At 61.4% G+C, this 26,023-nt stretch carries 25 protein-coding genes and 1 pseudogene; 15 read left to right on the forward strand and 11 right to left on the reverse strand.

Features of this window, described 5'->3' with window-relative positions:
- Window positions 1-800 precede the first annotated feature (800 nt).
- Entirely contained in the window at window positions 801-1,502 is a 702-nt protein-coding gene (locus LB532_RS24340; protein ID WP_318011242.1) for an ATP-dependent DNA ligase, read from the forward strand.
- Window positions 1,503-1,676: 174 nt separating this feature from the next.
- Here LB532_RS24340 and LB532_RS24345 read toward each other — a convergent pair whose 3' ends face one another.
- From LB532_RS24345 to LB532_RS24370, 5 genes are all read right to left on the reverse strand, one after another.
- Complete coding sequence (locus LB532_RS24345) at window positions 1,677-1,916, reverse strand: hypothetical protein (protein ID WP_140640904.1); 240 nt, start codon at window positions 1,914-1,916, stop codon at window positions 1,677-1,679.
- Between the two features lie 2 nt (window positions 1,917-1,918).
- Complete coding sequence (locus LB532_RS24350) at window positions 1,919-2,182, reverse strand: hypothetical protein (protein WP_140640906.1); 264 nt, start codon at window positions 2,180-2,182, stop codon at window positions 1,919-1,921.
- 193 nt (window positions 2,183-2,375) lie between these two features.
- The gene (locus tag LB532_RS24355; RefSeq protein ID WP_140640908.1) at window positions 2,376-2,564 is read right to left on the reverse strand and encodes a hypothetical protein; all 189 of its coding nucleotides are present in this window, start codon (window positions 2,562-2,564) and stop codon (window positions 2,376-2,378) included.
- Between the two features lie 167 nt (window positions 2,565-2,731).
- Window positions 2,732-3,121: a hypothetical protein gene (locus tag LB532_RS24365; RefSeq protein WP_140640910.1), complete on the reverse strand. Its 390-nt coding sequence runs from the start codon at window positions 3,119-3,121 to the stop codon at window positions 2,732-2,734.
- Window positions 3,121-3,708, reverse strand: a complete 588-nt coding sequence (locus LB532_RS24370; RefSeq protein WP_140640912.1) for a hypothetical protein — start codon at window positions 3,706-3,708, stop codon at window positions 3,121-3,123. Before LB532_RS24370 ends, LB532_RS24365 begins: the two co-directional genes overlap by 1 nt.
- Before the next feature lie 99 nt (window positions 3,709-3,807).
- Here LB532_RS24370 and LB532_RS24375 point away from each other — a divergent pair, with 99 nt between their 5' ends.
- Both LB532_RS24375 and LB532_RS24380 read left to right on the forward strand, forming a co-directional pair.
- Window positions 3,808-4,068: a hypothetical protein gene (locus LB532_RS24375; RefSeq protein ID WP_140640914.1), complete on the forward strand. Its 261-nt coding sequence runs from the start codon at window positions 3,808-3,810 to the stop codon at window positions 4,066-4,068.
- Window positions 4,069-4,362: 294 nt separating this feature from the next.
- Window positions 4,363-4,545 (forward strand): hypothetical protein, encoded by a 183-nt coding sequence (locus LB532_RS24380; protein WP_140640916.1) that lies wholly within the window; start codon window positions 4,363-4,365, stop codon window positions 4,543-4,545.
- 269 nt (window positions 4,546-4,814) lie between these two features.
- On the opposite strand, the gene LB532_RS24385 is transcribed toward LB532_RS24380, so the two are convergent.
- Entirely contained in the window at window positions 4,815-6,050 is a 1,236-nt protein-coding gene (locus tag LB532_RS24385; RefSeq protein WP_140640918.1) for an MFS transporter, read from the reverse strand.
- A gap of 101 nt (window positions 6,051-6,151) precedes the next feature.
- Between LB532_RS24385 and LB532_RS24390 the strand changes: the two genes are divergently transcribed.
- On the forward strand, window positions 6,152-7,060 hold the full coding sequence (locus LB532_RS24390; protein WP_140640920.1) for a LysR family transcriptional regulator: 909 nt from the start codon (window positions 6,152-6,154) through the stop codon (window positions 7,058-7,060).
- Between the two features lie 522 nt (window positions 7,061-7,582).
- Here LB532_RS24390 and LB532_RS24395 read toward each other — a convergent pair.
- Window positions 7,583-8,461 carry a GNAT family N-acetyltransferase gene (locus LB532_RS24395; RefSeq protein ID WP_140640922.1) on the reverse strand — a complete coding sequence of 293 codons (879 nt, stop codon included), beginning with the start codon at window positions 8,459-8,461 and terminating at the stop codon, window positions 7,583-7,585.
- 250 nt (window positions 8,462-8,711) lie between these two features.
- On the opposite strand from LB532_RS24395, the gene argE reads away from it, so the two are divergent.
- The 5 genes from argE to LB532_RS24420 all read left to right on the forward strand — a co-directional run bounded on the left by argE (window position 8,712) and on the right by LB532_RS24420 (window position 13,953).
- Window positions 8,712-9,836, forward strand: a complete 1,125-nt coding sequence (gene argE / locus LB532_RS24400; RefSeq protein ID WP_140641039.1) for an acetylornithine deacetylase — start codon at window positions 8,712-8,714, stop codon at window positions 9,834-9,836.
- Window positions 9,837-9,853: 17 nt separating this feature from the next.
- On the forward strand, window positions 9,854-10,777 hold the full coding sequence (locus LB532_RS24405; RefSeq protein WP_140640924.1) for a 2-hydroxyacid dehydrogenase: 924 nt from the start codon (window positions 9,854-9,856) through the stop codon (window positions 10,775-10,777).
- 12 nt (window positions 10,778-10,789) lie between these two features.
- Complete coding sequence (locus tag LB532_RS24410) at window positions 10,790-11,146, forward strand: cupin domain-containing protein (protein ID WP_140640926.1); 357 nt, start codon at window positions 10,790-10,792, stop codon at window positions 11,144-11,146.
- A gap of 268 nt (window positions 11,147-11,414) precedes the next feature.
- A complete protein-coding gene (locus tag LB532_RS24415; RefSeq protein ID WP_140640928.1) occupies window positions 11,415-12,458 on the forward strand; it encodes a tartrate dehydrogenase in 1,044 nt (347 codons plus the stop codon).
- Window positions 12,459-12,477: 19 nt separating this feature from the next.
- Window positions 12,478-13,953 carry an NAD-dependent succinate-semialdehyde dehydrogenase gene (locus tag LB532_RS24420; protein WP_411908894.1) on the forward strand — a complete coding sequence of 492 codons (1,476 nt, stop codon included), beginning with the start codon at window positions 12,478-12,480 and terminating at the stop codon, window positions 13,951-13,953.
- Between the two features lie 107 nt (window positions 13,954-14,060).
- Here the strand turns inward: LB532_RS24420 and LB532_RS24425 are convergent, their stop codons facing one another.
- Complete coding sequence (locus LB532_RS24425; RefSeq protein WP_140640930.1) at window positions 14,061-14,750, reverse strand: haloacid dehalogenase type II; 690 nt, start codon at window positions 14,748-14,750, stop codon at window positions 14,061-14,063.
- A gap of 323 nt (window positions 14,751-15,073) precedes the next feature.
- Between LB532_RS24425 and LB532_RS24430 the strand changes: the two genes are divergently transcribed.
- Entirely contained in the window at window positions 15,074-16,450 is a 1,377-nt protein-coding gene (locus tag LB532_RS24430) for an aspartate aminotransferase family protein (RefSeq protein ID WP_140640932.1), read from the forward strand.
- 39 nt (window positions 16,451-16,489) lie between these two features.
- On the opposite strand, the gene LB532_RS24435 is transcribed toward LB532_RS24430, so the two are convergent.
- The 3 genes and pseudogenes from LB532_RS24435 to LB532_RS24445 form a co-directional block, all read right to left on the reverse strand.
- Entirely contained in the window at window positions 16,490-16,966 is a 477-nt protein-coding gene (locus LB532_RS24435) for an Lrp/AsnC family transcriptional regulator (protein WP_140640934.1), read from the reverse strand.
- Between the two features lie 8 nt (window positions 16,967-16,974).
- Window positions 16,975-18,048, reverse strand: coding sequence for a tartrate dehydrogenase (locus LB532_RS24440; RefSeq protein ID WP_224557303.1), 1,074 nt, complete (start codon window positions 18,046-18,048; stop codon window positions 16,975-16,977).
- A 189-nt stretch (window positions 18,049-18,237) separates the two neighbouring features.
- A pseudogene (locus LB532_RS24445) lies at window positions 18,238-18,600 on the reverse strand (FAD-dependent oxidoreductase); the annotation flags it as partial.
- Window positions 18,601-19,320: 720 nt separating this feature from the next.
- Here LB532_RS24445 and LB532_RS24450 point away from each other — a divergent pair.
- From LB532_RS24450 to LB532_RS24470, 5 genes are all read left to right on the forward strand, one after another.
- On the forward strand, window positions 19,321-20,985 hold the full coding sequence (locus LB532_RS24450) for an ABC transporter ATP-binding protein (RefSeq protein ID WP_140640938.1): 1,665 nt from the start codon (window positions 19,321-19,323) through the stop codon (window positions 20,983-20,985).
- Between the two features lie 93 nt (window positions 20,986-21,078).
- Entirely contained in the window at window positions 21,079-22,689 is a 1,611-nt protein-coding gene (locus tag LB532_RS24455) for a peptide ABC transporter substrate-binding protein (RefSeq protein WP_181169413.1), read from the forward strand.
- Between the two features lie 78 nt (window positions 22,690-22,767).
- On the forward strand, window positions 22,768-23,718 hold the full coding sequence (locus LB532_RS24460; RefSeq protein WP_140640940.1) for an ABC transporter permease: 951 nt from the start codon (window positions 22,768-22,770) through the stop codon (window positions 23,716-23,718).
- Window positions 23,719-23,745: 27 nt separating this feature from the next.
- Window positions 23,746-24,624 (forward strand): ABC transporter permease, encoded by an 879-nt coding sequence (locus LB532_RS24465; protein ID WP_140640942.1) that lies wholly within the window; start codon window positions 23,746-23,748, stop codon window positions 24,622-24,624.
- Window positions 24,625-24,679: 55 nt separating this feature from the next.
- A complete protein-coding gene (locus LB532_RS24470; RefSeq protein ID WP_140641047.1) occupies window positions 24,680-25,993 on the forward strand; it encodes an NAD(P)/FAD-dependent oxidoreductase in 1,314 nt (437 codons plus the stop codon).
- The last annotated feature ends 30 nt before the right edge of the window (window positions 25,994-26,023 follow it).

Here is a 26,023-nt window from a genome sequence, read left to right on the forward strand (position 1 = left end):
CCGCCGCCGCGATCCTCTGTCACGCAAGCGTGGCATGTTTGTTGCTTCCACAATCATGAGGGAGCAACGGAGCTCGACAGGGGATGTATCGGAATCACGCAGAACTATGCGCCCGCGCGAGTGCGCTAGGCGTCACAATCTATCAACGTTCTAAGACAGTGTGGATTGCGGCCGGAGCCTATCGAGGCCGCGACTGGGAGGTAAAAGGGCGGTCTCCAGCTATTGCGCTCGCTCTATGGGTTGAGGCTACCCAATACCGAGGGTCGATATAAGGGCGTCTATCGAGGTAGGTGGCCGGCGTCTCTTTGGGGGGTGGGGTAACCAACCTGCCGTAGGGACGCGGGCCTGCGGGTTGGAGTTCCGCAATGAAATAAACCAGCACGAGATGCCCTGGGCCATCGGAGTTAACAATTGTTAATAAGGTGTGGACAAGGGCGGTCAGCTCCGTGAGCGGCAAGCGGCGCCAAGGTCTTGCCGCGTCTTCATTCGAACTCCCCGAGCCCCTGGCACATGGCGCATTCGAATTCGTAGGCGACGAGTTCGACACGTTCCGCGCGGTCCCTCCCACATGGCGGGCGCGCGCGAACCGTCGGCGTAGATGATGGTGGCTTTGGCTAGGTCGTAGCGGTCGTCGATCTCCGCGGCGGGGAGATGCCAAAGCCGTGGCCATTGCACAGCGGACAAACCTTGATCAGCATGAACGGCCTCCTCAACCTTTCAAACATTCAATTTGGCTAAAATGTTCCGGAACTGAAACGGGCGTCGCGGCTTGAGTCGCGTCGGTAGCGTGGGGGTGTCAATTGCGTAAGCTTTCCGGCGGGGGTCGGCTGAAGTTCATCAGGCCAATGGAGCCGGAGCTTGTCGACCGGCCGCCCGAGGGGGACGGGTGGTGCCACGAAATCAAATTCGACGGCTATCGCACGGAAGTGATCAAGGACCTCGACGGCATTCGCTTCTACACCAAGAACGGCTTCGACTGGACGGACCGCTATCATGAGCTTGCCCGGGAGGCGGCGTCGATCGAGGCGGAAAGCTTCATCTTCGAAGGCGAGGCGATCAGGATCGACGAGGCCGGCGTTTCCGATTTCCATGGCTTGCAGTCTGCGGTCGCGACGCGCCGGCCAAAAGACCTCTATCTGATGACTTTCGATCTCCTCCACATCAATGGACACGATCTGCGCGACATGCCGCTGGAGGATCGCCGCGAGATCCTTCGGGAGATGATCCCGGCGGGTAGCAGGATCCAGTTCAGCGAGGCGCTGCCCGGCACCGGCGACGCCGTCTACCACCTGGTCGACCAGGCCGGCCTCGAGGGCATGGTTTCAAAGCGCAAAGGGAGCGTCTATCGCAGCGGCGCTACGATGAACTGGCGCAAGATCAAATGCTATGAGGTCAAGGAGATGAACATCATTGGCGCGCAACGCGACCCCGGACAGGCGGCAAGGGTGTTTATGCCGATCACGGCCGCTATTTCGGTACCGCGAACGTGGGGTCAAGCATGACAAACGGCGGCGCCTATTGCGTCAAGTGCAAGGCAAGATCGGAGCCCCGCGGCCGAAGGGGCTGAAGAAAGAAAAGGCTGAATGGCTCAAGCCCGGCCTCGTCGGCCGAGTGAAATTTCTGAAGGGCGAAGAGAAATTGCGCCACGCCTCGCTGCTGGACTTTAGAGAACGGGATTAGCGGCCGGCCCGCATCCTAGCCCGCGCAATCGTCAGCTGCGCCTCAGTCCTGGCGTTCTCCTTCTGGGTCATGTTGTCGGCCGCGATGAGCCGCCTCAGCGACCGCATCACCTCGCCGCGCGTCCATCCGACCTCAAGCATGCAATCCACTATCGCCTGGAAGCCCGGCTCCATGGACTCTTGGCAGTCGATCAAGCGGTCTGGATATTCTTCCTGGCGCTTCGGTGGATTGATCATATTCATTCCATGTCTGGCACTTCGCCGGTGGTGAAAAGCACGTTCGGCGGGCCATAGTCACCTAGCGCGGGATCGGCGTCCCGACTCCAGGCTATGACACCGGTATGTTGAGCCGCAAGCGCCCTGGCCGTGCGAACGGCGCGCTCTTCGCTCTGTTGGTCAGCCGGACCATAAGCCGTGAACAGCTCGCCATCCTCGCCGCGGTCGAAAGCCATGACAACAATCAGTTTCGGTTTCTTCTGGCCGGGCAAAACATGATCAGACATTGCCGCTCCTAAAGGTAACGATCACCGTCATCCCGGTGCGCGAGGCAGAACCAGTGCGGCTCCTGCCTCGACCGAACAAAGCCGAATGGCGCCCGCAGGCCGCACCCGGCATGTTCGCAGACCTGGTTCTCAATTCGCCCCCGGTCTCGCGGCATTGCCACCGTGCCTTCGGCAAGTTTGGCAGGTTCGTCGCTCATCCGTAGCGCTTGCCGACAGGCGGGGCCTTGAGCGCGCCAAGCTGATCCCGAAGGCGGCCGTTCAGCACGATCATTTCCTTCAGCGCCTTCATCGTGTCGCCTTTGTGCAAGGCGACGAACTTGTCGGCGACAGCTTGCAATGCTGCTTCCTGGCGACTGTCGAGACTTACGATGTGGTCTGCCATGGCGATACCTCCACTGGCTTAGAACAAAGAACCCTGCGCCGGCGCCTGCCTCGGGCATGTTCGGATAGAGCTCGATCGACGTTCCAAATTACCCAGAATGTCACGTAGGGCGCCCGTCCATTGCCGGATCGCTTCCTGGCTGGTGGTGATGTTGTGAAGGTTGCACATCATATCGCCCTAGTTCGCAGGATCTCGGGAACGCTTAGCGGCCCAAGGTGCAGAATGCGTTCATACGCACCAGTTCGGCGCCAGACGCCGCGAGCGCGCCCATTCTCCCTGTCTCGTTTCGGATCGAACATGATGCCCTCGAATTGGTCAAGAAACGTGCTGGCGGCGGCCAGGTCAGCAAAGCAATGCAGCCGCCATTCTTCGTAATTACCGTCGGGCCATATCGCCTGCACCTTGCGGGTCAGGTAGCGGATGCCCTGCGCCTGACAGAACTCCGTGATCCGCGTGAGATTTCGGTCCACGCACAGGTCGTCAGGCAATGCGACCTGGTGCGACCAATCGCGATCGATGACGAACGGGGCAGGGGTGGCCCTGCTGCGCTTTGGCATCAGTGCGATGTCGGCTCTTGGGTCGCCGCCTCAAGAGCATTGATCGCGTCCCGCACAGCTTGGCGCTTCGGTTCGATTGGCTTCTCGGGGTGCCGGTGAGAAAGTGCCAGATGGGTGAAGGCCACCGTCACGTTACCGATAATGTCGCTCACTTTCAGCTTATCCTCGACATCGGCAGCAACTCGCCAGGCCAATATTGCGTCTCGTCCGCTCAACGTGTCTTTGCCGTCTCTCTCGATATCTTCGCGCAGCATCGCCAGTGCCGTTGAACGATCGGCTAACTGGGTCTCGGGATCGGTCAGCAGTTCCAGACTGACGGTGATCGGCTTTCGTTCTTCGGGCCAGCCGGCGCAGCAGGCTTCCAAAGCAGCGTTGTTGGCTTGCCCCCACGCCTGTGCGGCGCTCGATGTCCAATTGTCCAGTCCGTCTTCCGGGAATCCATTGATATCCCAGCCTTCGACTACGAAGGCACCCTCTGCCGCCTGTTCTGCGGTGAAGCCGGCGCGCGCTAACACTCGCTCTGCCGCTTCGATGCCGCGCGCAATTTCCTCGGGCGAGGCGCCCGGAACTGATAATAGCAGGTCCATCTCTGCCTCCTGTGGCTATCCTGCCAATAGTGAACAAAATGAGAACACTGGAGTCAAGTGCCTCTTGACTGAACAGGAATATGTTCCTTTTTTAGACCCATGGCGCACGAACCGATCGACACGCTGGGCAAGGCGACCCGGCACAACATGCTCGTCAAGGCGGAATGCAGCTGTGGCAACGTCCGCTATCACCCGTCGGCCGACCTGATGATGGTGTTCGGCGGCGGCCGTGATCCTCAAACTCTGAATTTCACGTGCGACCGCTGCAAACCGTCGATCAAGGTTACGCTGCTCGAGGTGCATCCGGAACACCTGCCCAAGAAGCTGATGATTCACAAGCCGGTGAAGGTCGGCGGGTGAGCCGATGCTGGACCTTATCGTGACGATGGACGATGCCACGAGCACGATCTATTCGGCCTTCCTGATCGAGGAGGAAGGCACGGCGTCGAGCTTTCAGGGCCTTCTGGAGACATTCGTCGCCAAGGGATTGCCATCGAGCCTCTACAGCGATCGCGGCAGCCACTATTTCGTGACGCTGAAGGCCGGCGAGGCGGTCGACAAAAGCCGGCTGACCCAGTCGGCCGGGCGCTCGAGCGGCTGGGTATCGAACATATTCCGGCCTATTCCCCTGAAGCGCGAGGCCGCTCGGAGCGGATGTTCTCCACCTTGCAGGATCGGCTACCGAGAGAGCTGGCGCTGGCCGGAATTGCCGACATCGAGGGCGCCAACCGGTTCATCGCAGAGACCTACCTACCAGCTCACAATGCCCGCTTCCCCAGGCCGGCCGCCGTCGGGGACACCGCCTTTGTCGCCGCAGACCCGCAACAACTGGCCTAGATCCTGTGCATCGAGGAGGAGCGCGTCGTTGCCCGCGACAACATTGTCGCCTTCGCGCGGCTGCGATTGCAGCTGCCGCAGAGCCCGATCCGGCATCACTTCGTCAAAGCCACCGTCAAGGTCAGGCAGTACCCGGATGGCACCATCGCAATCTTTCACGGGCCGCGCCACATCGCTCGCTACAGCTCTGACGGTGCCGCAATCGAAGACACTTGCCCCCATCAGGCAAGCCGCGTGACCGCTTCGACGCCAAAACAGAAGCGGACAGATCATGTGCTACCAAACCGGACAATTTGGCTAGCTACCGACAGGACACTCAACGAGATGCCGATGGCGCAAACCGCGTTCCAGCCGCCGACACCCCATGCTACGCCGGCAAGCGCCGACCCCATCGCTCCGCCGATAAAAAATAAGCCCACGAACAAGGCGTTGAGGCGGCCACGCGCCTCCGCCTGCAACAGATTGATCGCGCGGCGGCCGAGAGTCTGGTCGCCCGTGACACCGATATCCAGGAGAACCGCGCTCGCCCCCATCATGACAAGCGGCAGGAGCGAGGAGTTCGAATGCACCGATCCGGCCCAGATCGCGAGCCCGAGAGCGCCGATGAGGACGATATGGGCGGTGATCGTCGTAGGCCGTTCCCATCCCCGGTCCCCCATCCGGCCAAAGAGGGGCGTCGCGATCGCGCCGCCGGCGCCAACCAGCGCGAAGAGGGCGATGCCGCGCTGACCGAGATCGAACGGGGCCTCGGCCAGCCGGAGTGCGATTGCGGTCCAGAAAAGGCTGAACGCCGCCATCGTCAAGCTCGCCGTCAGTGCGCGCCGACGTAGGATCGACTCGGACGCGAGCAAACGGCCGAGCGAGGCGATCAAGGTGAGATATCGGGAGCGGGTGTCGGGCTGCCGTCGGGGAAGGCGGATGAAAAGAACGCCAGTGAGCGCCATCATTGCGATCGAACTCATCGCGTAGAAGGCGCGCCACCCCAATGAGCTTGCAATGAAGCTGGCCGACGGCCGTGCCAGAAGGATGCCGACCATGAGCCCGCTCATCACGTCGCCGATAACGCGTCCGCGCCCCTCGGGGTCGGCCATTGAAGCAGCGATTGGAACCAGAACCTGGATCGCGGAGCAGAACGCTCCGAGAAGGAAGAGGAAGACCAGAAAGGACGTCGCGGTCGGGGCCACGAACGCGCCGCCGGCAGCCAGCGCCGCGCAGGCGAGCATGCGAGTGACCAGGGCCCGGTTCTCCAGGACGTCAGCCAACGGCACAAGGAGGAACAGCCCGGTCGCGTAGCCGAGCAGGGGCGCCGTCGAGGCCAGACTGCTGCCTTTGGTTCCGAGCCCCAGCGATGGCCCAATCAGCCCCACGAGGGTCTGAGGCGCAAAGAGATTTGTGACGATCACCCCAACCGCAAACGCAAACAGCAGGGTCGGTGGGCGGGCTGCACCGGCGGCGGACTCATCTCGGCCCGTCTCTTGATTGGCAACGTCGTTTCTCAGGGACATAGGAGTTCCTCTCGCAAATGCAGGGTTCAGCAGGACGGTTTACAGCGTCAACACAACATGCGACAATTTAATTCTTATCATTATCATTATGCGAGTTGCGCATGAACATTCGTGATCTCGAAGCCTTCGTCGCCGTGGTCGAGACCGGTTCGATCAGCGGAGCGTCCGTAAGATTAAACCTTACGCAGCCGGGCGTGACCCGCCGCATCCAGAATCTGGAGGATAGCCTCGGAACGGCGCTTCTCGACCGCCAGATGAAACCTCTGAGGCCGACCTCGTCCGGGCGGGAGGCGTACGAGCATGGGCGGCGCGTGCTGCGCTCGCTTGCGGATCTAAAGACGAGCGTGTCGCCGCAGGGGGATATCCACGGAGAGTTCCGTCTTGGCGTGATGCCCTACCTCTCCGATGCCGCACTATCGCTCCCACTCGATCGCTTGCGTCAAGAATTTCCCCGACTGACCTTGCGTGTCACTTCCGGCTGGTCACCGCGACTCGTCGAGCAGGTCGCCCGGAGCGAACTCGACGCGGCTGCACTGTGCCTTGCGGACGGTCTCGGTCCTCCGGACGGCCTTGTCGGTCAGGACCTCGGTACAGAGGAAGTCCTGCTCGTGGCCTCTCCGGAACTGGGAGTGCCGAATCCGACCGCGCTTACAGACCTTGCGCGCTTTCCGTGGGTGTTGAACGAAACCGGATGCGGCTTCCGAGCTTTCATTCGCCAGCGCATCGAAGCGGCGGGGCTCTCGTTCCATATCGGCGTGGAGGCCCTCAGCGCGGATCTTCGTATGTCGCTCGTTGCCCGGGGCCATGGCATAGGGATCGTGACGCCCGCAGCCTTCGCAGCCAGTTCGTTGGGGGAAGAGGTAGAGGTCATCGACTGTCCGGAATTCAAGCCGCGCGTCCGGGTGTGGATGCTGCACCGACCGCCGGCAGGGCGCCTGGGGCGTCCCATTGTTGTATTCCAGGAGGCGCTTCTGAAGGCGCTGCAATTGCCGATGCCATTGTCCGCATAAAGTTGCCTGGCAGCGTCTTGTCGCTAACCGGAACGGCAGTTTCCTACGATCAGACGCCACAAGCAGACAATCTGGTTTCGGCCCCGAAGCAGCCGTGCTCATAGCCTTGCTCAACGGGCCTTATCGTCTTTTCTTGTGCGATAAGGCAGAGACACACCTTGCATTAAAAACTATTCCTCCTCCTTGTCCTTAGGTTCGCCAGACCATACGAGACGATACGAAGGATATGGGTTTTCTAACCATCCGCTAGGCCATTGATTTTCTTGCGAATTCCTATGCCCTCGGCCCTCAGCGCCTAACGTAATCGTTATCCGCCAACGGGTTACGAGTCCGTTCGCAAAGCGCAGCGCGATTGCCGCAGGCCTCTGGAAGGGCGGAACGGCGAGGAACTCCGCGAGATCGTAAGGGCACCGGCGGCGCTGCGCTTCCGATCGCGAGATCACCATCTGCGACATACCAGCACCGGCGCCCAGCGCACGGCCATCGCCGCTTTCGCTGTTGCTGCCGCGCTGCTGCTCGAATTCAACTCAACGCGTGGCCGGCCAATCCATAAACCCAGGGACCATTGCTTTCCCGGTTCAGGAACCGGCGGCCTTTGGACATTGTCGTCACGGTCTCAGCTATGCCGAGGCCGCTCTGCTGAAGAAACTCGGCAAACACGCCATCGCGCTCGCGCGTATCTACACGCGTGAATCGACCTGCCAACCTTTTCAAATGGACGGCTGTCAGGTGGACAGCGTCCTGGTCGTTTCGGGCCACTGTCGGGCCAACCACAAAGCCGCGCCCGAACTCGCGAGACATGGAGTAGCCAACGATCTCGCCGGCACGGCTTAGAGTGACTATCGAGGCATCCTCTGCGAGCAACGCAAGCACCTTCGCACGGTCTGTCCCGAATGCACGCGCGTCCAACGCGGCAATTTCGTTGAACCTGTCGCTGGGCAAGTCCCTCAGTCCCCCGTCCAGAGGCGGCATTGCCGGGAGGGTTTGTGGGGCCTCTCCCTGACGCATGTAAACGATCGCCTCGCTCGTGAAGCCGAATGAAACATACAGGGGATAGGCGGCGTGGGTGGCGTTCAGGCTCAGATTGCGATCGCCGCACTGCTCAAATATTTGCTCCATGAGCCATCGGCCACCACCCTGCGCCTGCGTGCGGGGTGTCGTGATCACCAGTCCGATGGTGGCAAAGTCGTCCCCCTGAGGAAACCACATCGCGCTTCCGAAGACACGCCCAATGCCGTCAACGGCAACGATGCCGTGCCCAGCCCGACGCAGCAGGTCCCAGTCCTTGGGCCGATGCGGCCAGCGAACCGAGATCGACAGCGCGTGCAGCAGTTCAACGTCGACATCGTTGATGTCTTGCGCGACGAGTTCGAAGGATTTCAGGCGCACTGATCTCTTCATGTCAGTCGATCCGCTCCTTCAACAATGCCCCCAGGGTTGCGAACACACGCGGTGTTGATCCTGCCGCCCATTGCCATGTCTGCGACGGTCCTCTTTTGCCGCAACTTTACATCGGAAAGCCAGCAGGTTCGGCTGGTTCGAGGCGCTTTTTCGCAATCTTCGGCCGAAGCACGACGCGATTCGGCAAGGAACACGCTTGCCGGTGGTTACGCTGGTCGCATCCGCTGAGTGGCAAGCAGAAGTGGCCGTGATGAACGTGCAAGAGATTCTCGCGAGGCTAATTGCATTTCCCTCCGTTGTAGGCACGCCAAACGGCGCGATCGTCGATTGGATCCGCGACTACTGCCAGGCAGCCGGAGCCGACGTAACGATCCTCCCCGGTCCCGAGGGCGACCGGTCTAACCTATTCGTCACGATCGGCCCGCGCGAGCATCAGGGCTACATCATCTCCGGACATCTGGATGTCGTGCCGGCCGGTGAGCCTGAATGGAGTTCGGATCCGTTCATCCTGCGTCGGGACGGCGACAGGCTCTACGGCCGCGGCACCACTGACATGAAGGGCTTCCTGGCATGCGTTTTGGCAGCGCTCCCGGGACTTGCGGCCATGAACCTGCGGCAGCCGGTTCATCTCGCGTTCTCCTACGACGAAGAGGCGGGATGTCGCGGCGTGCCGCATCTCCTGGCCGCGCTGCCGGGCCTGTGCGAAAAGCCGCTTGGCGCGATTGTCGGAGAGCCGAGCCGGATGCAGCCTGTGCGCGCCCACAAGGGGAAGGCCGCCGCACGGCTCGAGTTGATCGGCCGATCCGGCCATTCGTCACGGCCCGACCTTGGGCTCAATGCGGTACACGCCATGGCCGGCGTGATCACCCATGCCGTGGCCTATGGCCAATCGCTTGCAGACGGGCCGCTCGACGACAATTTCGAGCCCCCATATTCTTCGTTGCAGGTCGGCGTCATCGCGGGTGGACAAGCCGTCAACATCGTCCCTGACCGATGCACTGCCGATATCGAGGTGCGTGCCGTGCCGGGTGTCTCTCCGCCTTCTTTGCTGGAGCCTGTGAAGGCCCAGCTGTTTGCCTTGCGCGATAGCGGCTTCGAGGTTGCTTGGCACGAACTGAGTTTCTACCCGGCCCTTGCGCCGCTGAACGGAAGTGAGCTGGCGGCAACGCTGACGCAACTGACCGGGCAGGAGCCGCTCACGGCAGTCAGCTATGGAACTGAAGCAGGGCTTTACCAGCAGGCCGGCATCGACGCGATCATTTGCGGTCCTGGCGAGATCGGGCGAGCCCACCGCCCGAATGAATATATCGAACTCGACGAACTCGCGGCATGCCGGAAGTTCATCGAGGACCTCGCCACCCGACTTGCGGCGTGACAGGAGGGGCGGTTTCGATGGCGTTTCTCTTCAATTCCGATGCAGCACGCAGCGCTGTTTTTCGCGATGTCTTCGCGAGAGAGCTGCCGGATTTGGAGTTCTTCCATTGCAGCGAAGAGGTTGACCCCGAGAAGATCCGCTATCTCATCACCTGGACCCTACCTGACGACATCTCACGCTACCGCAAACTGGAAGTGCTGTTTTCCATTGGTGCGGGCGTCGATCAGTTTAGGGCGGATATCGTGCCTGGCCACGTGAAAGTGGTTCGCATGGTCGAGGACGGCATCATCCGCATGATGCAGGAGTACGTCGCTCTCGGCGTATTGGCACTTCACCGCCACCTTCCAGCCTACCTCGACCAACAGAAAAGGCAGGCCTGGACGGGTATTTCGGCGCGCCAAGCCCATGAATGTCGAGTTGGCGTTCTGGGGCTCGGCATGCTGGCACAGGCGGCCTTCGAGCGCCTCAAGCCCTTCCAGTTCCAGCTTGCCGGGTGGAGCCGCAGCGAAAAGCGGATCGAGGGCGTCACCTGCTTTCACGGCGAGGATCAGTTGGCCGCCCTTCTGAAGCAAACGGATATTCTCGTCTGTCTGCTGCCGCTGACGGAACAAACGCGCGGCATGCTCAATGCGCAGCTCTTCGCCCTGGTGCCCGCTGGGGCGCGTCTGCTGCATGTCGGCCGCGGCCAGCAACTCGACCAGATCGCGCTGATCGAGGCGCTCGACAGCGACCGACTTGCGGCGGCAATGCTCGACGTCACCGATCCGGAGCCACTGCCGAAAAACCATGCACTGTGGTCGCATCCTAAGGTGATCATCACCCCGCACATCGCGTCCGTGACCCAGCCGCACACGGCGGCGCAATCGGTCGTCGAAAACATCCGGCGCCACCGCGCCGGGGAAGAACTGATCGGCCTTGTCGATCGGACACTTGGCTACTAACAGGAACCTCACATGTCACTGCTCATCAAAATCGACACGAATCCCTCCTTCGCGCCCAAAGAGTCGCTGCCGCTGCCGGAGCGGCTGATCTCCGGCAATCCATCCTTCAAGAGCTGGCCTCAGGACGTCTCGAAGGCGGAGAAGGTGCTGAGCGGTGTGTGGGAAGCGACGCCCGGCGTGACGCATTCCATCAAAGGCACGACCTTCGAATTCTGCCACATCCTTTCAGGTGTGATCGAGATCGAGGAAAAGGGCGGAGAGACCACGACCTACGGCGCCGGCGACAGCTTCGTGATGAAACCCGGCTTCGTCGGCGTCTGGCGCACGATCGAGACGGTGCGCAAGATCTACGTCGTCGTGAACGACTGATCGCCGTGATCCGGGTCGGGCCGCCTCTGGCACGCCGTAGCCGCGGAACGATCGACTTCCAAAAGGTCGCTTCGCGCGATTCGACGCCGTCAGGCGGCTCATCCTCGATCAAAAATGCGGTGCGCGGCCCACTATCCTACCGGCAGGCCGGAGGAGACGGGACGCGGCTGGAACATTGGTGGCCCTGTGGCCGTCCGATCGCGCCCCGGGACCGAACTCACCTACCGAACTTATCAGTGCTTGCATGTCGATTCATAGGACGGCGTCGATGAAATCCTACCCCATAGCCCTCATTCCCGGTGACGGCATCGGCAAGGTCGTGACGGACGCCGCGTGGCAGGTGCTGCAGGCGGCCGCCGGTCGTGGCGGTTTCGCGCTGGAGGGCACAAGCTTCCCATGGTCGTGCGCCTATTACCTTGAGACGGGCGCAATGATGCCGCCGCACGGCATCGAGACACTGCGAAAATTCGATGCGATCCTCCTCGGCGCTGTAGGCTGGCCCGCGGAAGTGCCCGATTCGGTATCGCTGCATGGACTGCTGCTGCCCATCCGGAAAACCTTCACGCAATATGCCAACATAAGGCCGCACAGGTTGTTGCCGGGAGTCGAGGGCCCCCTCCGCTCGGAGGGCTTCGACATCCTTTGCATCCGCGAGAACACGGAAGGCGAATACTCAGGCGCCGGCGGACGCGTCCATTCCGGCACGGCCAACGAGGTCGCGATCGAGACGGCGATCTTCACGCGTGCGGGGGTCGAACGGATCCTCCGTTTCGGCTTCGAACAGGCGCGGGCGCGCCGGAAGAAGCTCGCATCGGTCACGAAATCCAATGCGCAGAAACATTCCATGGTGTTCTGGGATGAGGTCACGCGCGAGGTAGCGAAGGGCTATCCCGATGTGGAGGTCTCGCATTACCACATCGACGCCATGGCCGCACGCATGGTCCTGGCGCCGGAAAGCCTCGACGTGATCGTCGCCTCGAACTTGTTCGGCGACATCCTCACGGATGTCGGAGCAGCCATCCAGGGCGGGCTGGGTTATGCCGCCGCTGCCAACATCAATCCTGATCGCAACGCGCCTTCCATGTTCGAGCCGGTCCATGGTTCGGCGCCGGACATCGCGCATCTCGGCATCGCCAATCCGATCGCCGCAATCTGGTCCGGCGCGATGATGCTCGATCATCTGGGCGAAGGGCATGCGGCGTCCGAAATGATGTCGGCGATCGAGTCCGTGACCGAGCGGGGCATCGGGACGGTCGCTGGCAAGGATACCACGGAAACGATCACGCGCGCGGTACTAGCGTCATTGACGTGAAAGGACAGAGGAAAAGACCATGAACGTAATGACGAAGATTGGCGTCCTGAAGGACGCGGACCTGTTCCGCCAGCGCGCATTGATAGGTGACGTCTGGCAACATGCTCACAGCCAGGCAACGGTCGAGGTGATCGATCCTGCCAGTCTCGAAGTGCTGGGAACGGTCCCCGACATGGGCCGAAACGAGACCCGTGCTGCCATTGACGCGGCCGCCGAGGCGTTCAAGGGTTGGAGGGCGCGCACACACGCCGAACGCGCCACCCTTCTGGAGCGCTGGCACGACCTGATGCTGGAGAACGCAGAAGATCTGGCGCACCTCCTGACATTGGAACAAGGCAAACCGCTTGCCGAGGCACGTGGCGAAATCCGCTATGGCGCCTCCTTCGTCAAATGGTTCGCGGAAGAGGCACGCCGGATCGGCGGCTCGACCATACCATCACCAACCGCCGATCGCCGCATTCTTGTACTGAAGGAACCGGTCGGCGTCTGCGCTATCATCACCCCGTGGAATTTTCCGAACGCGATGATCACCCGTAAGGTTGCGCCGGCCCTTGCCGCCGGCTGCACCGTGGTCATCAAGCCGTCGGAATTCACGCCGTTCTCGGCGCTGGCGCTCGGCGTTCTGGCGGAGCGAGCAGGCATTCCGGCAGGCGCGATCAACATCGTCACCGGCATGCCGGCAGAGATAGGCAAGGAACTGATGGCCAACGAGACGGTGCGCAAGATTTCCTTCACCGGCTCCACGCGCGTCGGCGCTCTGCTGATGAAGGGCGCGGCCGATAGCATTAAGCGGCTCAGCCTTGAGCTCGGCGGCAACGCGCCGTTCATTGTCTTCGATGACGCGGATCTCGATCTCGCCGTCGAAGGTGCGGTAAACTCGAAGTTCCGCAATGGCGGCCAGACCTGCGTCTGCGCCAACCGGATTCTCGTGCAGGCTGGCGTCTATGAGGCGTTTGCCGCAAAGCTAGCCAGCCGGGTCGCAGATATGAAGGTTGGCCCCGGAACTGATGAAGGCGTTGCCATCGGGCCGATGATCAACCGTGCCGCCATCGAGAAGATCGAGCGGCACGTTGCCGATGCCCTCGAGAAAGGCGCAAGGATCATCGGCCAGAGGGATATGGTGCCAGAGGGCCGGCAGTACGCCCGTCCCATTTTGCTCGGCGACGCGACAACCGAAATGCTCCTGGCATCGGAAGAGACGTTCGGCCCCGTCGCCCCGCTCTTCCGTTTCCAGACCGAGGACGAAGCCATCGCGATCGCGAACGGCACACCCTTTGGCCTGGCCGCCTACTTTTACACGGAAAACCTCAAGCGGTCTTGGCGTGTCGCCGAAGCGCTGGAGTTCGGCATGATCGGACTCAACACCGGGCTGATCTCGACAGAAGTCGCGCCATTCGGCGGGGTGAAGCAGTCGGGGCTCGGACGCGAGGGTTCCCAGCTCGGTATTGAAGAGTATCTCGAGGTCAAGGCACTTCACGTCGGCGGGCTGAACTAGAGACTTTGCCCAGCATCAACAGCGCGATTACCAATGAGAAAGGGGCGGTTCGACCGCCCCTTTCTCATTTCGAAATTTCAGATGCTGCGACAGGCGGAAGACCAGCCTCAAGCGATCTTACGAATGGGCTCCAGGCCGACGGCGGCGGCGAGCCCGCCGATATCCTTGACCTCGGTGTATTCGTAGAACGGGTTAGCCGGCTCGTGGCCGCGGTTCACCCAGACCTTGCTCTTGATGCCCAGATCGTAGGCGGTCATCAGGTCGTAGCGGAACGAGGAGGAGACATGGGTGATGTCCTCCGGTCCGCAGCCAAGTTTGTCGAGCATGTATTCGAAGCCCTTCATCTGTGGCTTGTAGGCACCGGTCTCCTCAGCGGTGATGACCATGTGAAACGGCGCGCCCAGCTTCTCGACATTGGACATGATCTGGCTCTTCATCGCGTTCGACAGGATCACCAGCGGGATCTCCTTGGCGACTTTGGCCAAGCCAGCCGGCACATCCGGATGCGGGCCCCATGTCGGTACTTCTTCATAGATACGCTGGGCGTCTTCCGGGCGGAATGGAACAGCGTTGCGCTTGCACGTACGCTCGATGGCATTGTGCACGACCTCGGCGTAGGGCTTCCAGGCACCTAGAACCTCGTCCAGGCGATACGCAGCGAAGTCCTTGATGAACTGCGTCATTGCAACCGCGGATAGTTGCGAGCCGTAGACGCGCTTCGCGGCACCTGCCATGTCGAAATTGGTCAACGTACCGTAGCAGTCGAAGGTGATGTATTTCGGTCTGAACTTGGTCATAGCGACCATCCTCCTATCTCTCGGCACAGCGTGCCTGTACCGCAAGCACCATAGTTAGCCGCGTGGAAGACTAGTCGCCGCATTTCACGCGATCCGAAGCAGATCGTTTTGTATTCCATCGCTGCTTTGGCAGAGAGTTGCGCTGGGTATTTCTTCGAGCTTTTGGCGGCACACAGCCTGTCGGCCGCCGGTCGGCAGAAGATGCGGCGGGAGCGGCAAACCCTAGTGAAAACGCGTAGCGCATGGCCCCGCGTCGGGAGCAACTGCTGTCTTCGGCGGCTTAGCCTATGCACCTCAGGCTTTCGGTTGATCTGGAGGAAGAAATGCTTGCGAATTCGCTGATCGAACTTGATCGCGCGCATCTGGTGCACCCGGTCGCGTCCTATCGCAGTCATGAGGCGATGGGTGTGCGGGTGCTGAAATCAGCCAGGGGTGCGACGGTGACCGACGCAACGGGACACACGCTCCTCGATGGCTTCGCTGGGCTGTGGTGCGTCAATGTCGGGTACGGGCAGGACAGCATCGTCGAGGCCGCGACGAAACAGCTGCGGGAGCTTCCTTACGCGACGGGCTATTTCGGGCTGGGCTCAGAACCGGCCATTCGTCTCGCCGCCAGGCTCGCCGAACTGGCGCCCGGCGACTTGAACCACATCTATTTCACGCTCGGCGGCTCCGACGCGGTCGATAGCACGATCCGCTTCATCCGCTACTACTATCACGCCAAGGGAACGCCGCAGAAGGACCAGTTCATCTCGGTCGAGAACGGCTACCACGGCTCTTCGACGGCGGGTTCCGGCCTCACCGCGCTGCCGGTCTTCCATGCAGGTTTCGGGGTGCCTTACGACTGGCAGCATAAGATCCCGTCGCATTATGCCTATCGCAATCCGGTCGGCTCCGATCCTCAGGCCGTCATTGACGCTTCGGTCGCGGCCCTTCGGGCCAAGATCGCGGATATCGGCGCGGATCGCGTGGCCGCCTTCTATGTGGAGCCGATCCAGGGCTCGGGCGGTGTGCTTGTTCCGCCGGCGGGCTGGCTGAAGGCCATGCGCGCGGTCTGCACGGAAAACGGCGTTTTGTTCGTCGCCGACGAGGTCATCACCGGCTTCGGCCGCACCGGTCCGCTATTCGCCTGCGAGGAGGACGATGTGGTTCCGGATCTTATGACGACCGCGAAGGGGTTGACCTCTGGCTACGTTCCGATGGGAGCAGTCTTCATGTCCGACCACGTATACAACGCCATCGCGGACGGGGCCGGCAAGGCGCTGGTCGGCCATGGCTACACCTATTCCGCTCACCCCGTGAGCGCAGCGGTCGCCCTCGAATGCCTGCGCCTCTACGAGGAAGGTCTGCTGGACAACGGGCGAAAGGCCGGAAAGCGACTGATGGCGGGTCTTCGCTCGCTCGATGACCACCCGCTGGTCGGCGACGTACGCGGTCGCGGCATGCTGGCCGCGGTCGAACTGGTCACCGACAAGGAGCGTAAGACGCCCTTGCCTCCGGAGGCCGATCCGGCGCGCCGCATATTCGACCGTGCGTGGGAGAACGGCCTTGTTATCCGCGCCTTCGCCAACGGCGTCCTGGGTTATGCGCCGCCGCTCTGCTGCACGGATGAGGATATTGACGGGATCATCGAACGCACGCGGCAGACGCTCAACCAGACGCTCGAAGACAAGGACCTGCGGGCAGTGATGAGAGAATGACTGGTCGCGCGGCTGCCCTTAGGCGGGGCAGCCACTCCCTCATTGGTCGAATATTGCATCAAGCGGCAGGTGCGCCTTCACAACTGGCGACTTCAGCACGACAAAGCTGAAGTACTTGTCGATGCCGATATCCATCTCAATCAGCCGCTCCATGATCGTCTGGTACTCCGTGATTCCCGCCGTGATGAACTTAACGAGATAGTCGTAGCCGCCTGAAACGAGATGGCATTCGATAACGGAATCGATCTTTTCGACCGTCGCAAGAAACCGTGCGAAGTCGTTCTGGCGATGGTTCCTGAGCGTGATCTCAGTGAAGACGGTTAGTGTTTGCCCAAGCTTGGAGACATCGATCTGGGCTGAATAGCCGATGATGAAGCCCTCCGCCTGAAGCTTCTTCATCCGCATTAGGCAGGGACTCGGTGAAAGGTGGACGAGTTCAGCCAGCTCGACATTGGATATGCGCCCGTTCTTTTGCAATTCGGACAGGATCCTGACGTCGATCTTGTCGAGCTTCATCTCAGACCTCAAACGTTCGAGCCGTGGATCGCCCGGCACACGGCATGCGTCACTTCCTGCGTGGTGGCATCGCCACCTACGTCCCGTGTCAGCACATCTTTGGCCGTTACAGCTTCCACGGCTCGCATCAATCGGGCGGCTGCTTCATCCTCGCCCAGGTGCTCGAGCATTTGGGCGGCGGTCCAGAATGTGGCGACAGGGTTGGCAATCACCTTGCCGGTAATATCGAATGCAGAGCCATGGATGGGCTCGAACATCGAGGGATAACGCCGCTCCGGATCAATGTTGGCTGTCGGCGCCACGCCGAGGCTGCCCGCGAGGGCGCCGGCCAGATCGGACAGAATATCCGCGTGGAGATTGGTAGCGACGATAGTGTCGAGGCTCTGCGGCTTAAGTGTCATGCGCACTGTCATAGCATCAACCAACATCTTGTCCCACGTGACATCGGGGAACTCCCGCGCGACCTCGGCGGCGATTTCGTCCCACATTACCATGCCGTGTCGTTGCGCGTTCGATTTGGTGACGACGGTCAAAAGCTTTCGCGGCCGACACTGGGCGAGCCGGAACGCGTAGCGCATGATGCGCGTCACACCGGCACGGGTGAAGATCGCGACCTCGGTCCCGACCTCCTCAGGTAGACCCCGGTGAGCTCGCCCGCCGTGGCCGGAGTATTCGCCCTCGGAATTTTCGCGTACGATCACCCAATCCAGATCGCCGGGGCCGACGGCGGCGAGCGGCGAGGAAATCCCAGGCAGGATCCTGGTCGGCCGCACATTCGCGTATTGGTCGAAGCCCTGGCAGATCGGCAGCCTCAAACCCCAAAGCGTGATGTCGTCGGGCACATCCGGAGCGCCGACGGCACCGAAGAAAATCGCATCAAAACATTTCAGTTGTGCCACCCCGTTTTCGGGCATCATGCGGCCGTGGGTCTTGTAGTAGTCCGAGCCCCAGTCGAAGTGCTCGACCCGAAGCTTGAATTCCCCGCAGCGTTGCTCGAGCGCCTCGAGCACCTGGAGGCCGGCGGTTATGACTTCCGGGCCGATCCCGTCGGCTGGAATGGCGGCGATGTTATATTCGCGCATAAAGACGCCTCCGTGGTATGGTTCAGAATTCCGCGACCTTGCCCCAGGCGGCCGTCTTCAGACGCTCTGGCCGGTACGGACGCGGATCGACGATCGGCCTGCTGCCTGTGATAGTGTCAGCAATCCTATGTCCCGCGCCAGGCTAATGGTGACGCGTCGAAACTCGGGGATCAACGCGCAGGCGCGCCTGCGCGCAAAGTCGCTCCACTTCAACCAGTCTGCCAGCTCGCTCTCATCCTGCGAGAGATAAAAGAGCCCGCAGCGCCGGAAGCCGGTGTCCTCGCCTGTCTCGTACGCCGCCTTCTCCCAGAGATCGACGCTCTTCGTCATCGGCAGTTCGCGCGCGTCGCGATTCTGCTGGCGGCACCAGCCCCAATTACGGCTGGGCTTTTCGGAGGCCACGCGCCCCTTCTCCAGCAGGGCGACGCCGCCGCCGCGACGCGCGAGATAGTATGCCGCAAACACGCCCACCACGCCGCCGCCGATGACGACGACGTCCGCCTCCCGGGGCAAGGACGGAGTGGACTTAATGGCCATGAGCGGCGCGGGCATGAAGGGGCTCCGATGTTGAAGCATCCTAACCTGTGGTCAGAAGTGGCAGGCTCCGGAGTTTGTGCCTGGACGAAAATATCCTGCCGTTAGCCGCCTACGTGACAGGCATTTGTTTCGCGAAAAGCTTCCGCCTGACCGGTCCAAGCAGGTCACACTTCGTGCAGCCGCGTCACCTGCATAGGCTTTCGCGGCACAACTGTCCCTTAGTCCAGTACCTTTGCCGACGCTGCGATGGGCGGCAGGGATACCAACCAATCAATGGCATTACGATGCCAGGCGCGAACTTCCAGATGAACGACATAGAGGTATGATCCAGGTTTCTGTGCTGGAACAGGTCCAGAGTGAAATGCCGATCTGGACGGCTCATTCAGAAGTTCCTGCTGCCAGGGGGCCAAGTTTCGATGACTCTGCGGAACCAGAACATTCAGACTGGCTAAAGAACGGAGCAACCCATCCCTGATGGTGGGACAGGCTCCAGAGGGCTTCCAATAGGCGGGCTTTGCCTCGAGGAGTTCTCCAAGAAAAGGGAACAGCGTCCGCTCTGCGTACTGAATCACGGCAAGGGAGCCGCAAGGATGAAAAGGATCCGCCTTTCGCAGTCGCAGGCCAGCGAGCGCCGAGACGCCGAACGATGGCCGCTGTGGTGACCTTCTGCTCAAAGGGCGATGATGCGGTCAGAAACAGAGTAGGCCCACTCCGTTGAAAAGGGAGGTGATCGCAATGGCCGCAAGCATCCAACCTGCAGCAGCCCTCGATGTGGTGCTTTCGGTGCGGGACCTCACGGTGACCTTGCCGCAAGGCATGGAGCGGCCCCACGCCGTCAAGAACATCTCCTTTGACCTGAAGCGCGGCCAGATTCTGTGCATCATCGGCGAGTCCGGGTCGGGCAAGTCGGTAACCGCCAACGCCATCATGGGGCTTCTTCCCCGAGTGATCCGCGTCGCCTCCGGTGCCATCTATGTGGATGGTACGAACATCATAGGAATGCCGTCCGAAAAGCTGCGCAGCATGCGCGGCCGGGTCGTTTCGATGATTTTTCAAGATCCGCTCTCGGCCCTCAATCCACTGATGACTGTGGGTGCGCAGATCGACGAGGTCATGGCGGCGCATGACGTCGGCACCCCGAAGTCCCGCCGCGCCCGCGCTCTCGGGTTGCTGACCGAGGTGGGGCTGCCCGACCCGGAACTCATGTACCACCAGTATCCGTTCCGCCTTTCCGGCGGGCAGCGGCAGCGTGTGATGATTGCGATGGCGCTCGCACTTGAGCCGACGGTCTTGATCGCGGACGAACCGACGACTGCGCTTGACGTGACCACCCAGGCGCAGATCCTGGAACTGATCCGCGAGATTCAGCGCCGCAAGGGAATGAGCGTGATGTTCATCACCCACGATTTCGGCGTGGTGGCCGAAATCGCGGACAGCGTGGTGGTGATGGAGAAGGGCCACATTGTCGAGCACGGCAGCGCCCAACAGGTCCTGAAATCGCCCAGCCATCCCTACACGCGTCGCCTCATCGCGGCCGTCCCGCATCTTACCGGCGAGGACCGTGTTCCTCTGGCGCCAGCCGATAAAGTGCCGATCCTCAAGGTCGAAGGCCTGGTGAAAACGTATCGCAGCGGCAGTGCGCTGTTCGGGTCGCAGCGGATCGTCCCGGCGGTGAACGAGGTATCGTTCGATCTGGCGCCGGGGCGCACGTTGGGGATCGTCGGCGAGAGCGGTTCCGGCAAATCGTCGCTGGGCCGGCTTCTGATCAAGCTGCTGGGTAGCGACGGCGGCGGTATTCTCTTTGAGGGTCGAGATATCGCGGCGCTTTCCGAAACCGAGTTTCGCCCGCTGCGCCCGCGGATCCAGATGATCTTCCAGGATCCGTTCGCGTCGCTCAACCCGCGCGCGACTGTCGGTCACATCCTTACTGTTGGCCCAGTTGCGCACGGCACGCCCTATGCGCAAGTGCGTGAGGAGGCCAAGGCGCTGTTAGCTCATGTCGGGCTCGATGCCGGCGCCTTCAGCCGGTACCCGCATGAATTTTCCGGTGGTCAGCGCCAGCGCATAGGCATCGCGCGGGCGCTGATGTTCAAGCCAAGGCTGCTGATCGCCGATGAGGCGGTCTCGGCCCTCGATGTATCGATTCAGGCGCAGATCCTGCAGCTTCTGGACCAGATCCAGAGGGAGACCGGCGTATCGATGATCTTCATCACACACGATCTGCGCGTCGCCAGCCAGATTTGCGATGAGATCGCGGTGATGCAGAAAGGGCGCATCGTGGAACGCGGACCGCCCTCGCAAATCTTCCTGGACCCGCAATCGGCCTACACGCGCGAGCTGGTGGCCGCGATTCCGGGGGAGCAGCCTGGCAAAACCTGCCCGGCCGCAGCAAACGGATGAGAAGTAACGGCGCCTGTCGCCACAATGGAGGAACCCACCATGAGACAACCGACCACCACATCTAACTACTCGCGCCGCGACGCGCTACGCATGATGGCGATAGGCGGGGCTGCGAGTCTCATTGCGCCTAACCTGCTCGGTAAGCCTGCGTTCGCGGGCACCACCACCAAGCCAACCGGTCGCGTTGTCGTCGGCCTTTCGCAGGAGCCGACCGTCTTCAATCCTTTGATGGCACATATCGAAGTAGACGACGCCGTGCATTTCTCCGTGTTCGACGCGCTGGTCCGCATGGACCCTGAAGGCGTGCTTCAGCCGAATCTTGCGGCCGAGGTACCAAGCCAGAAGAACGGCGGTATTTCGGAGGACGGGCTCAACTGGCGCGTGCGTCTGCGCGACAATGTCCGATGGCATGACGGAGAGCCCTTCACGGCCGAGGACGTGAAATTCACCCTTGAACTCATCACGAATCCGAAATTTCGGGCTTGGCGTACGAGCGGCCATTCGCTCGTAGAGGACATCAAAGTGGTTTCGCCTACCGAGATCACCTGGAGGATGAAAGAGGCTTTCGCGCCCTATCTTTCGTTCCTGGCCGAAACCTTCATGGTGCCCAAGCACATTCTGGAGAAGGAGGCCGATCCCAATACAGCTGCGTTCAACCAGGTGCCGATCGGCACCGGCGCGTTCAAATGGAATCAGCGCGTTGCCGGCGACCATATCGAACTCGTCGCCAACCCCGATTATGTCGGCGATGGCCCTTATGTCGAGCAGCTCGTTTTCAAGTATATCCCCGATATGACCGTGCTCTACACGCAGTTCAAGAGCGGCGACGTAGACCTGGTCGATCAGTCCTACATCACTGCCGACCACTACGCTGAAGCCCGCGAACTTCCCGACCGCGTTGTGACGCTGGAGACCGGGGCATCCCTGGAGTCCATCTATCTCAATTTGGGCCGTCCGCAGTTCAAGGACCTGGCAGTGCGCCAGGCGCTCTACGCCGCAATGGACAGGAAAGCCATCGTCGACACGATCTACTACGGCGTGGGCACGCTCACCGAGACCTTCATGCCGAAGGAGTCCTATTACTACAATCCGAACCTTCCGGTGCAGGAGTTCAATCTCGACCGCGCGCGCCAGATTCTAGATGAGGCCGGCTGGGTTCCGGGACCGGATGGAATTCGAGCCAAGGACGGAGTGCGACTGTCCTTCACCAACTCAACCACGTCTGGCAACAATCTGCGCGAGCAGACGCAGCAATTCCTACAGCAGACGTTCGCCGAGATCGGTGTGGAAATGAAGATCTCGAACCTGCCGCCCGCAGTCATGTGGGGCGAATTCTGGCTGAAGTCGCAATTCGACACAGCTATGGTGGGGGTCACCTATCTGATTGCCGCGGACCCGGATGCCACTAATCGCCTTCATACGAAGGCAATCGCCGCTCAAGGCGGGCACGGCTCGAACACCGGCCAATATTCCAATCCTGAGGTCGATGCCCTTCTCGAAAAGGGTGCTCGCATCTTCGATCCTGAGGAGCGGCGCGGGATCTATAACCGCGTGCAGGAAATAGTGCGTCATGATCTGCCCTTCCTGCCGCTGTCGGCCCTTACGAACGTGCTCGGACGCAAGAAGGGACTGGACGGTTTCGAGCCCAATGCCAATACGCGCACCGCGTCGTGGCATGCCGCAAGCTGGCGGTGGAAGGCTTAATCGCGCCCTTGCCGCCGCCCGATTTTCGCGCGGGCGGCGGTAACAGACCGAACTGCAAATGCATCATGGAGGACTGGAATGCGCGGCTTCCTGCTCAATCGCCTCTCGCAGAGCCTGGTGCTGCTTGTGATCGTTTCGATCATCGGCTTCGGCATTTTGAACCTCCTTCCTGGGGGCCCGCTGGCGCAATTTGGGCTTGATCCTGGAATGACCCAGCAGGATATCGAGCGCCTCAAGGGGCTGCTGGGCCTTGATCGCCCAATATGGATTCAATATCTGGACTGGGCATGGCGACTGGTGCATGGCGATTGGGGTCACTCCTTCCGCGACGGGGCGCCGGTATTGCAAGTCATTGGCAGCCACCTGTTTGCGACGCTGCTGCTGATGGGGTCCTCAACGGTGATTGCTATCTCCGTTGGCGCCTGGATCGGAATCCGTGGCGCCACGCGCCGCTATTCACTATTCGATTATCTCGCAACTGTCGGCGCCATGGTGGCACTGTCGGTCCCTACCTTCTGGTTTGGACTGGTCGGTATCTACGTCTTTTCCCTGAAGTTGGGCTGGCTGCCAGCGGGCAATATGTCCGAGATCGGCGATGACTCGATCCTTGGCTACCTCCACCATCTGATCCTGCCAAGTGTCGTGCTGTCGCTGGTCCATGTCGCGATCTGGAGCCGCTACATGAGGACGGCGACCCTCGACGCCATTAGCCAGGACTTCGTCAAGACGGCTCGGGCCAAGGGGTTGAGTGAACGCCGGATTCTGATGAAGCATGTCGTCGGGAACGCACTCTTGCCGATGATTACGCTGGCGGGGATGCAGCTTCCCAGCATCCTGACTGGCGCGCTGGTGACCGAAACCGTCTTTACCTGGCCAGGAATGGGAAGGTTGTTCCTCGATAGCCTGGGTTACAGCGACTATCCGGTTGTCATGGGGCTGCTGATGTTCTCCGCTCTCCTGGTCATCCTGTGCAACCTGATCGCTGACGTCGTGGTCGCCCTCGTCGACCCGCGCATCCGTCTCGCGTAAGCGGCGCCCCAAGAGGAGATCGCCAAAATGACCGCTCTCTCCATGAATGCAGGACCGAGCCGCTGGTGGCACAGCCGCGCCGCACGTCGCTTCATGAGCCATCACCTGGCCTTGCTGGGACTGGCCCTCATCACCCTGCTGACGCTGGCCTGCGTCCTCGGGCCCCATCTCCTGCCCTACGATTCGTTGTATATCGACCTGCGAGCCCGCTTTTCTCCCCCGCTGACCGGTTACCACTTTCTAGGCACCGACCCCCTCGGCCGCGATCTTGCGGCAAGACTTCTAATGGCGGGGCGAATCTCACTGCTGGTGGGCTTCTTCGCCATGCTGTTGTCGACAGTCATCGGTACTCTGGTGGGGGTCATTGCGGGTTATCGTGGCGGGTGGATCGGCGCCTCGCTGATGCGTACGGTCGACGGCTTCCTGTCCTTCCCTTCGATCTTCATACTGCTGGCCTTGGCAGCCGCCCTGAAGCCAAGCCCCGCCATGATCACCGTCGTCATCGCCCTCACAAGCTGGATGGAAGTGGCCAGGATCGTGGAGGCCGAGGTCCATTCACTGCGTGAGCGCGAGTTTGTGCTGGCTGGGCGGATGCTGGGATTGAGCGGAACCCACATCATGTTCCGCGAGATCCTCCCCAACGCCATGGGTCCTATCATTGTCGCCGCCACCCTCACGGTCGCCCGCGCGATTCTCATGGAGTCCTACATCAGCTTTCTTGGCTACGGAATCCAGCCGCCTCTGCCGAGCTGGGGTAACATGCTGAACGGCGCCCAGCAGTATCTGGCAAGCGCGCCGTGGCTGGCGATCATCCCTGGGGCCGCCATCACCATAGCGGTGACCAGCTTCAATTTCATCGGCGACGGCCTGCGAGATGCCCTCGACGTGAGGGACGATCGTGTCTGATCTCATCGCCGCACGCGGCCCAATGCCGATCCTTACGAAACGGAAAGCTACTCAGATGCAATGGTCCAAAGTCGCGGACAAGAACACGCCATACTGGTGGGAAGCCGCGCCCGTCGGGGCGCTGCCCTCACAGCCCCTGGCCAGGAGGCTGGACGTGGCGATTGTGGGCGCCGGCTACGCTGGTCTCTCGGCCGGGCTCGTGCTGGCCCGAGAAGGGCGTTCGGTTGCAGCTTTCGATGCCATGAACCCTGGCGAAGGAGCCTCGTCGCGCAACGGAGGGATCACCAGCGGATCGATCCGACCGGACCATGCCACGATCACCAGGCGTTTTGGCGAGGCCAAAGCCAAGGCGATTGAGGCCGAAGGCAAGCTCGCGCGCGAGTTCCTCTATGACTTGATCAAGACCGAGGCGCTCGACTGCGATTTCAAGCTGGTCGGCCGGTTCACGGGTGCTATCGGATATGACCAGTACGAGAAGATGGCCCGCGGCGCCGAGGCGCTGGCGAAGAGGCTAGGGATCGAATCTTACGCTGTTCCGCATGGCGAGCAGGGCAACTACATCGGCACCGACTTCTACCGAGGCGGGACGGTTCGGATGGACATTGGCGGTTTGCACCCGGCTAAGTTGCACGCCGAGCTCCTACGGATTGCCTTGGCTTCCGGGCTGACAGTCCACTCACGAACGCCCGTGATTTCCATCGAGAAAGATGGGTCCGGGTTCCGTGTCGCGACATCGGCCGGGACTGTTCAGGCTCGGCAGGTGCTGGTCTGCACCAACGGCTATACCGACGCCGCCGATCCATTCCTTCGCCGACGGCTGGTGCCGGTTCGCAGCCGAATTATCGCCACCGAGGAACTACCGCCTGAATTGATGGCGCGGCTGATGCCCAGGCTGATGATGATGGGCGAGAACCGGGAGCTGGGCTTCTACTATCGTCCTTCGCCTGACGGCACGCGCATTCTGCTCGGTGGGCGAGACAGTTCCCGCGGCAACAGCGATCCGACCGCCCCGACCGTCCGCCTTCGCAATGGTCTGGTAGAGCTCTTCCCAGAGCTGGAGAAGGTTCGCTTTTCGCACAGCTGGTTCGGCAACGTGGCCATGAATCGCGACATGCTGCCCCGCATCTTCGAGAAGGATGGCGTCGTTTATGCCACCGGCTTTTGCGGTTCCGGGGTGGTCTGGGCACCGTGGGTCGGTACGCGTGCCGCCTACAAGCTGATCGGCCGCGCGCCGGAAGCCAGCACGGCTTTCGATTTCCGACCGCCGGCTTCCATCCCTTTCTACAGGGGCGATCCCTGGTTCTTGCCGGCGATCATCAAAGGTTATGGCTTGCAGGACAAGATCGCCTGGTGGCGGGCCCGCCGCTGAAAGCCGAGGCGACGATCGTGGGCATGAGGA

It is taken from the genome of Mesorhizobium sp. ESP-6-2, from assembly GCF_020164675.1.
Taxonomy (GTDB): domain Bacteria; phylum Pseudomonadota; class Alphaproteobacteria; order Rhizobiales; family Rhizobiaceae; genus Mesorhizobium.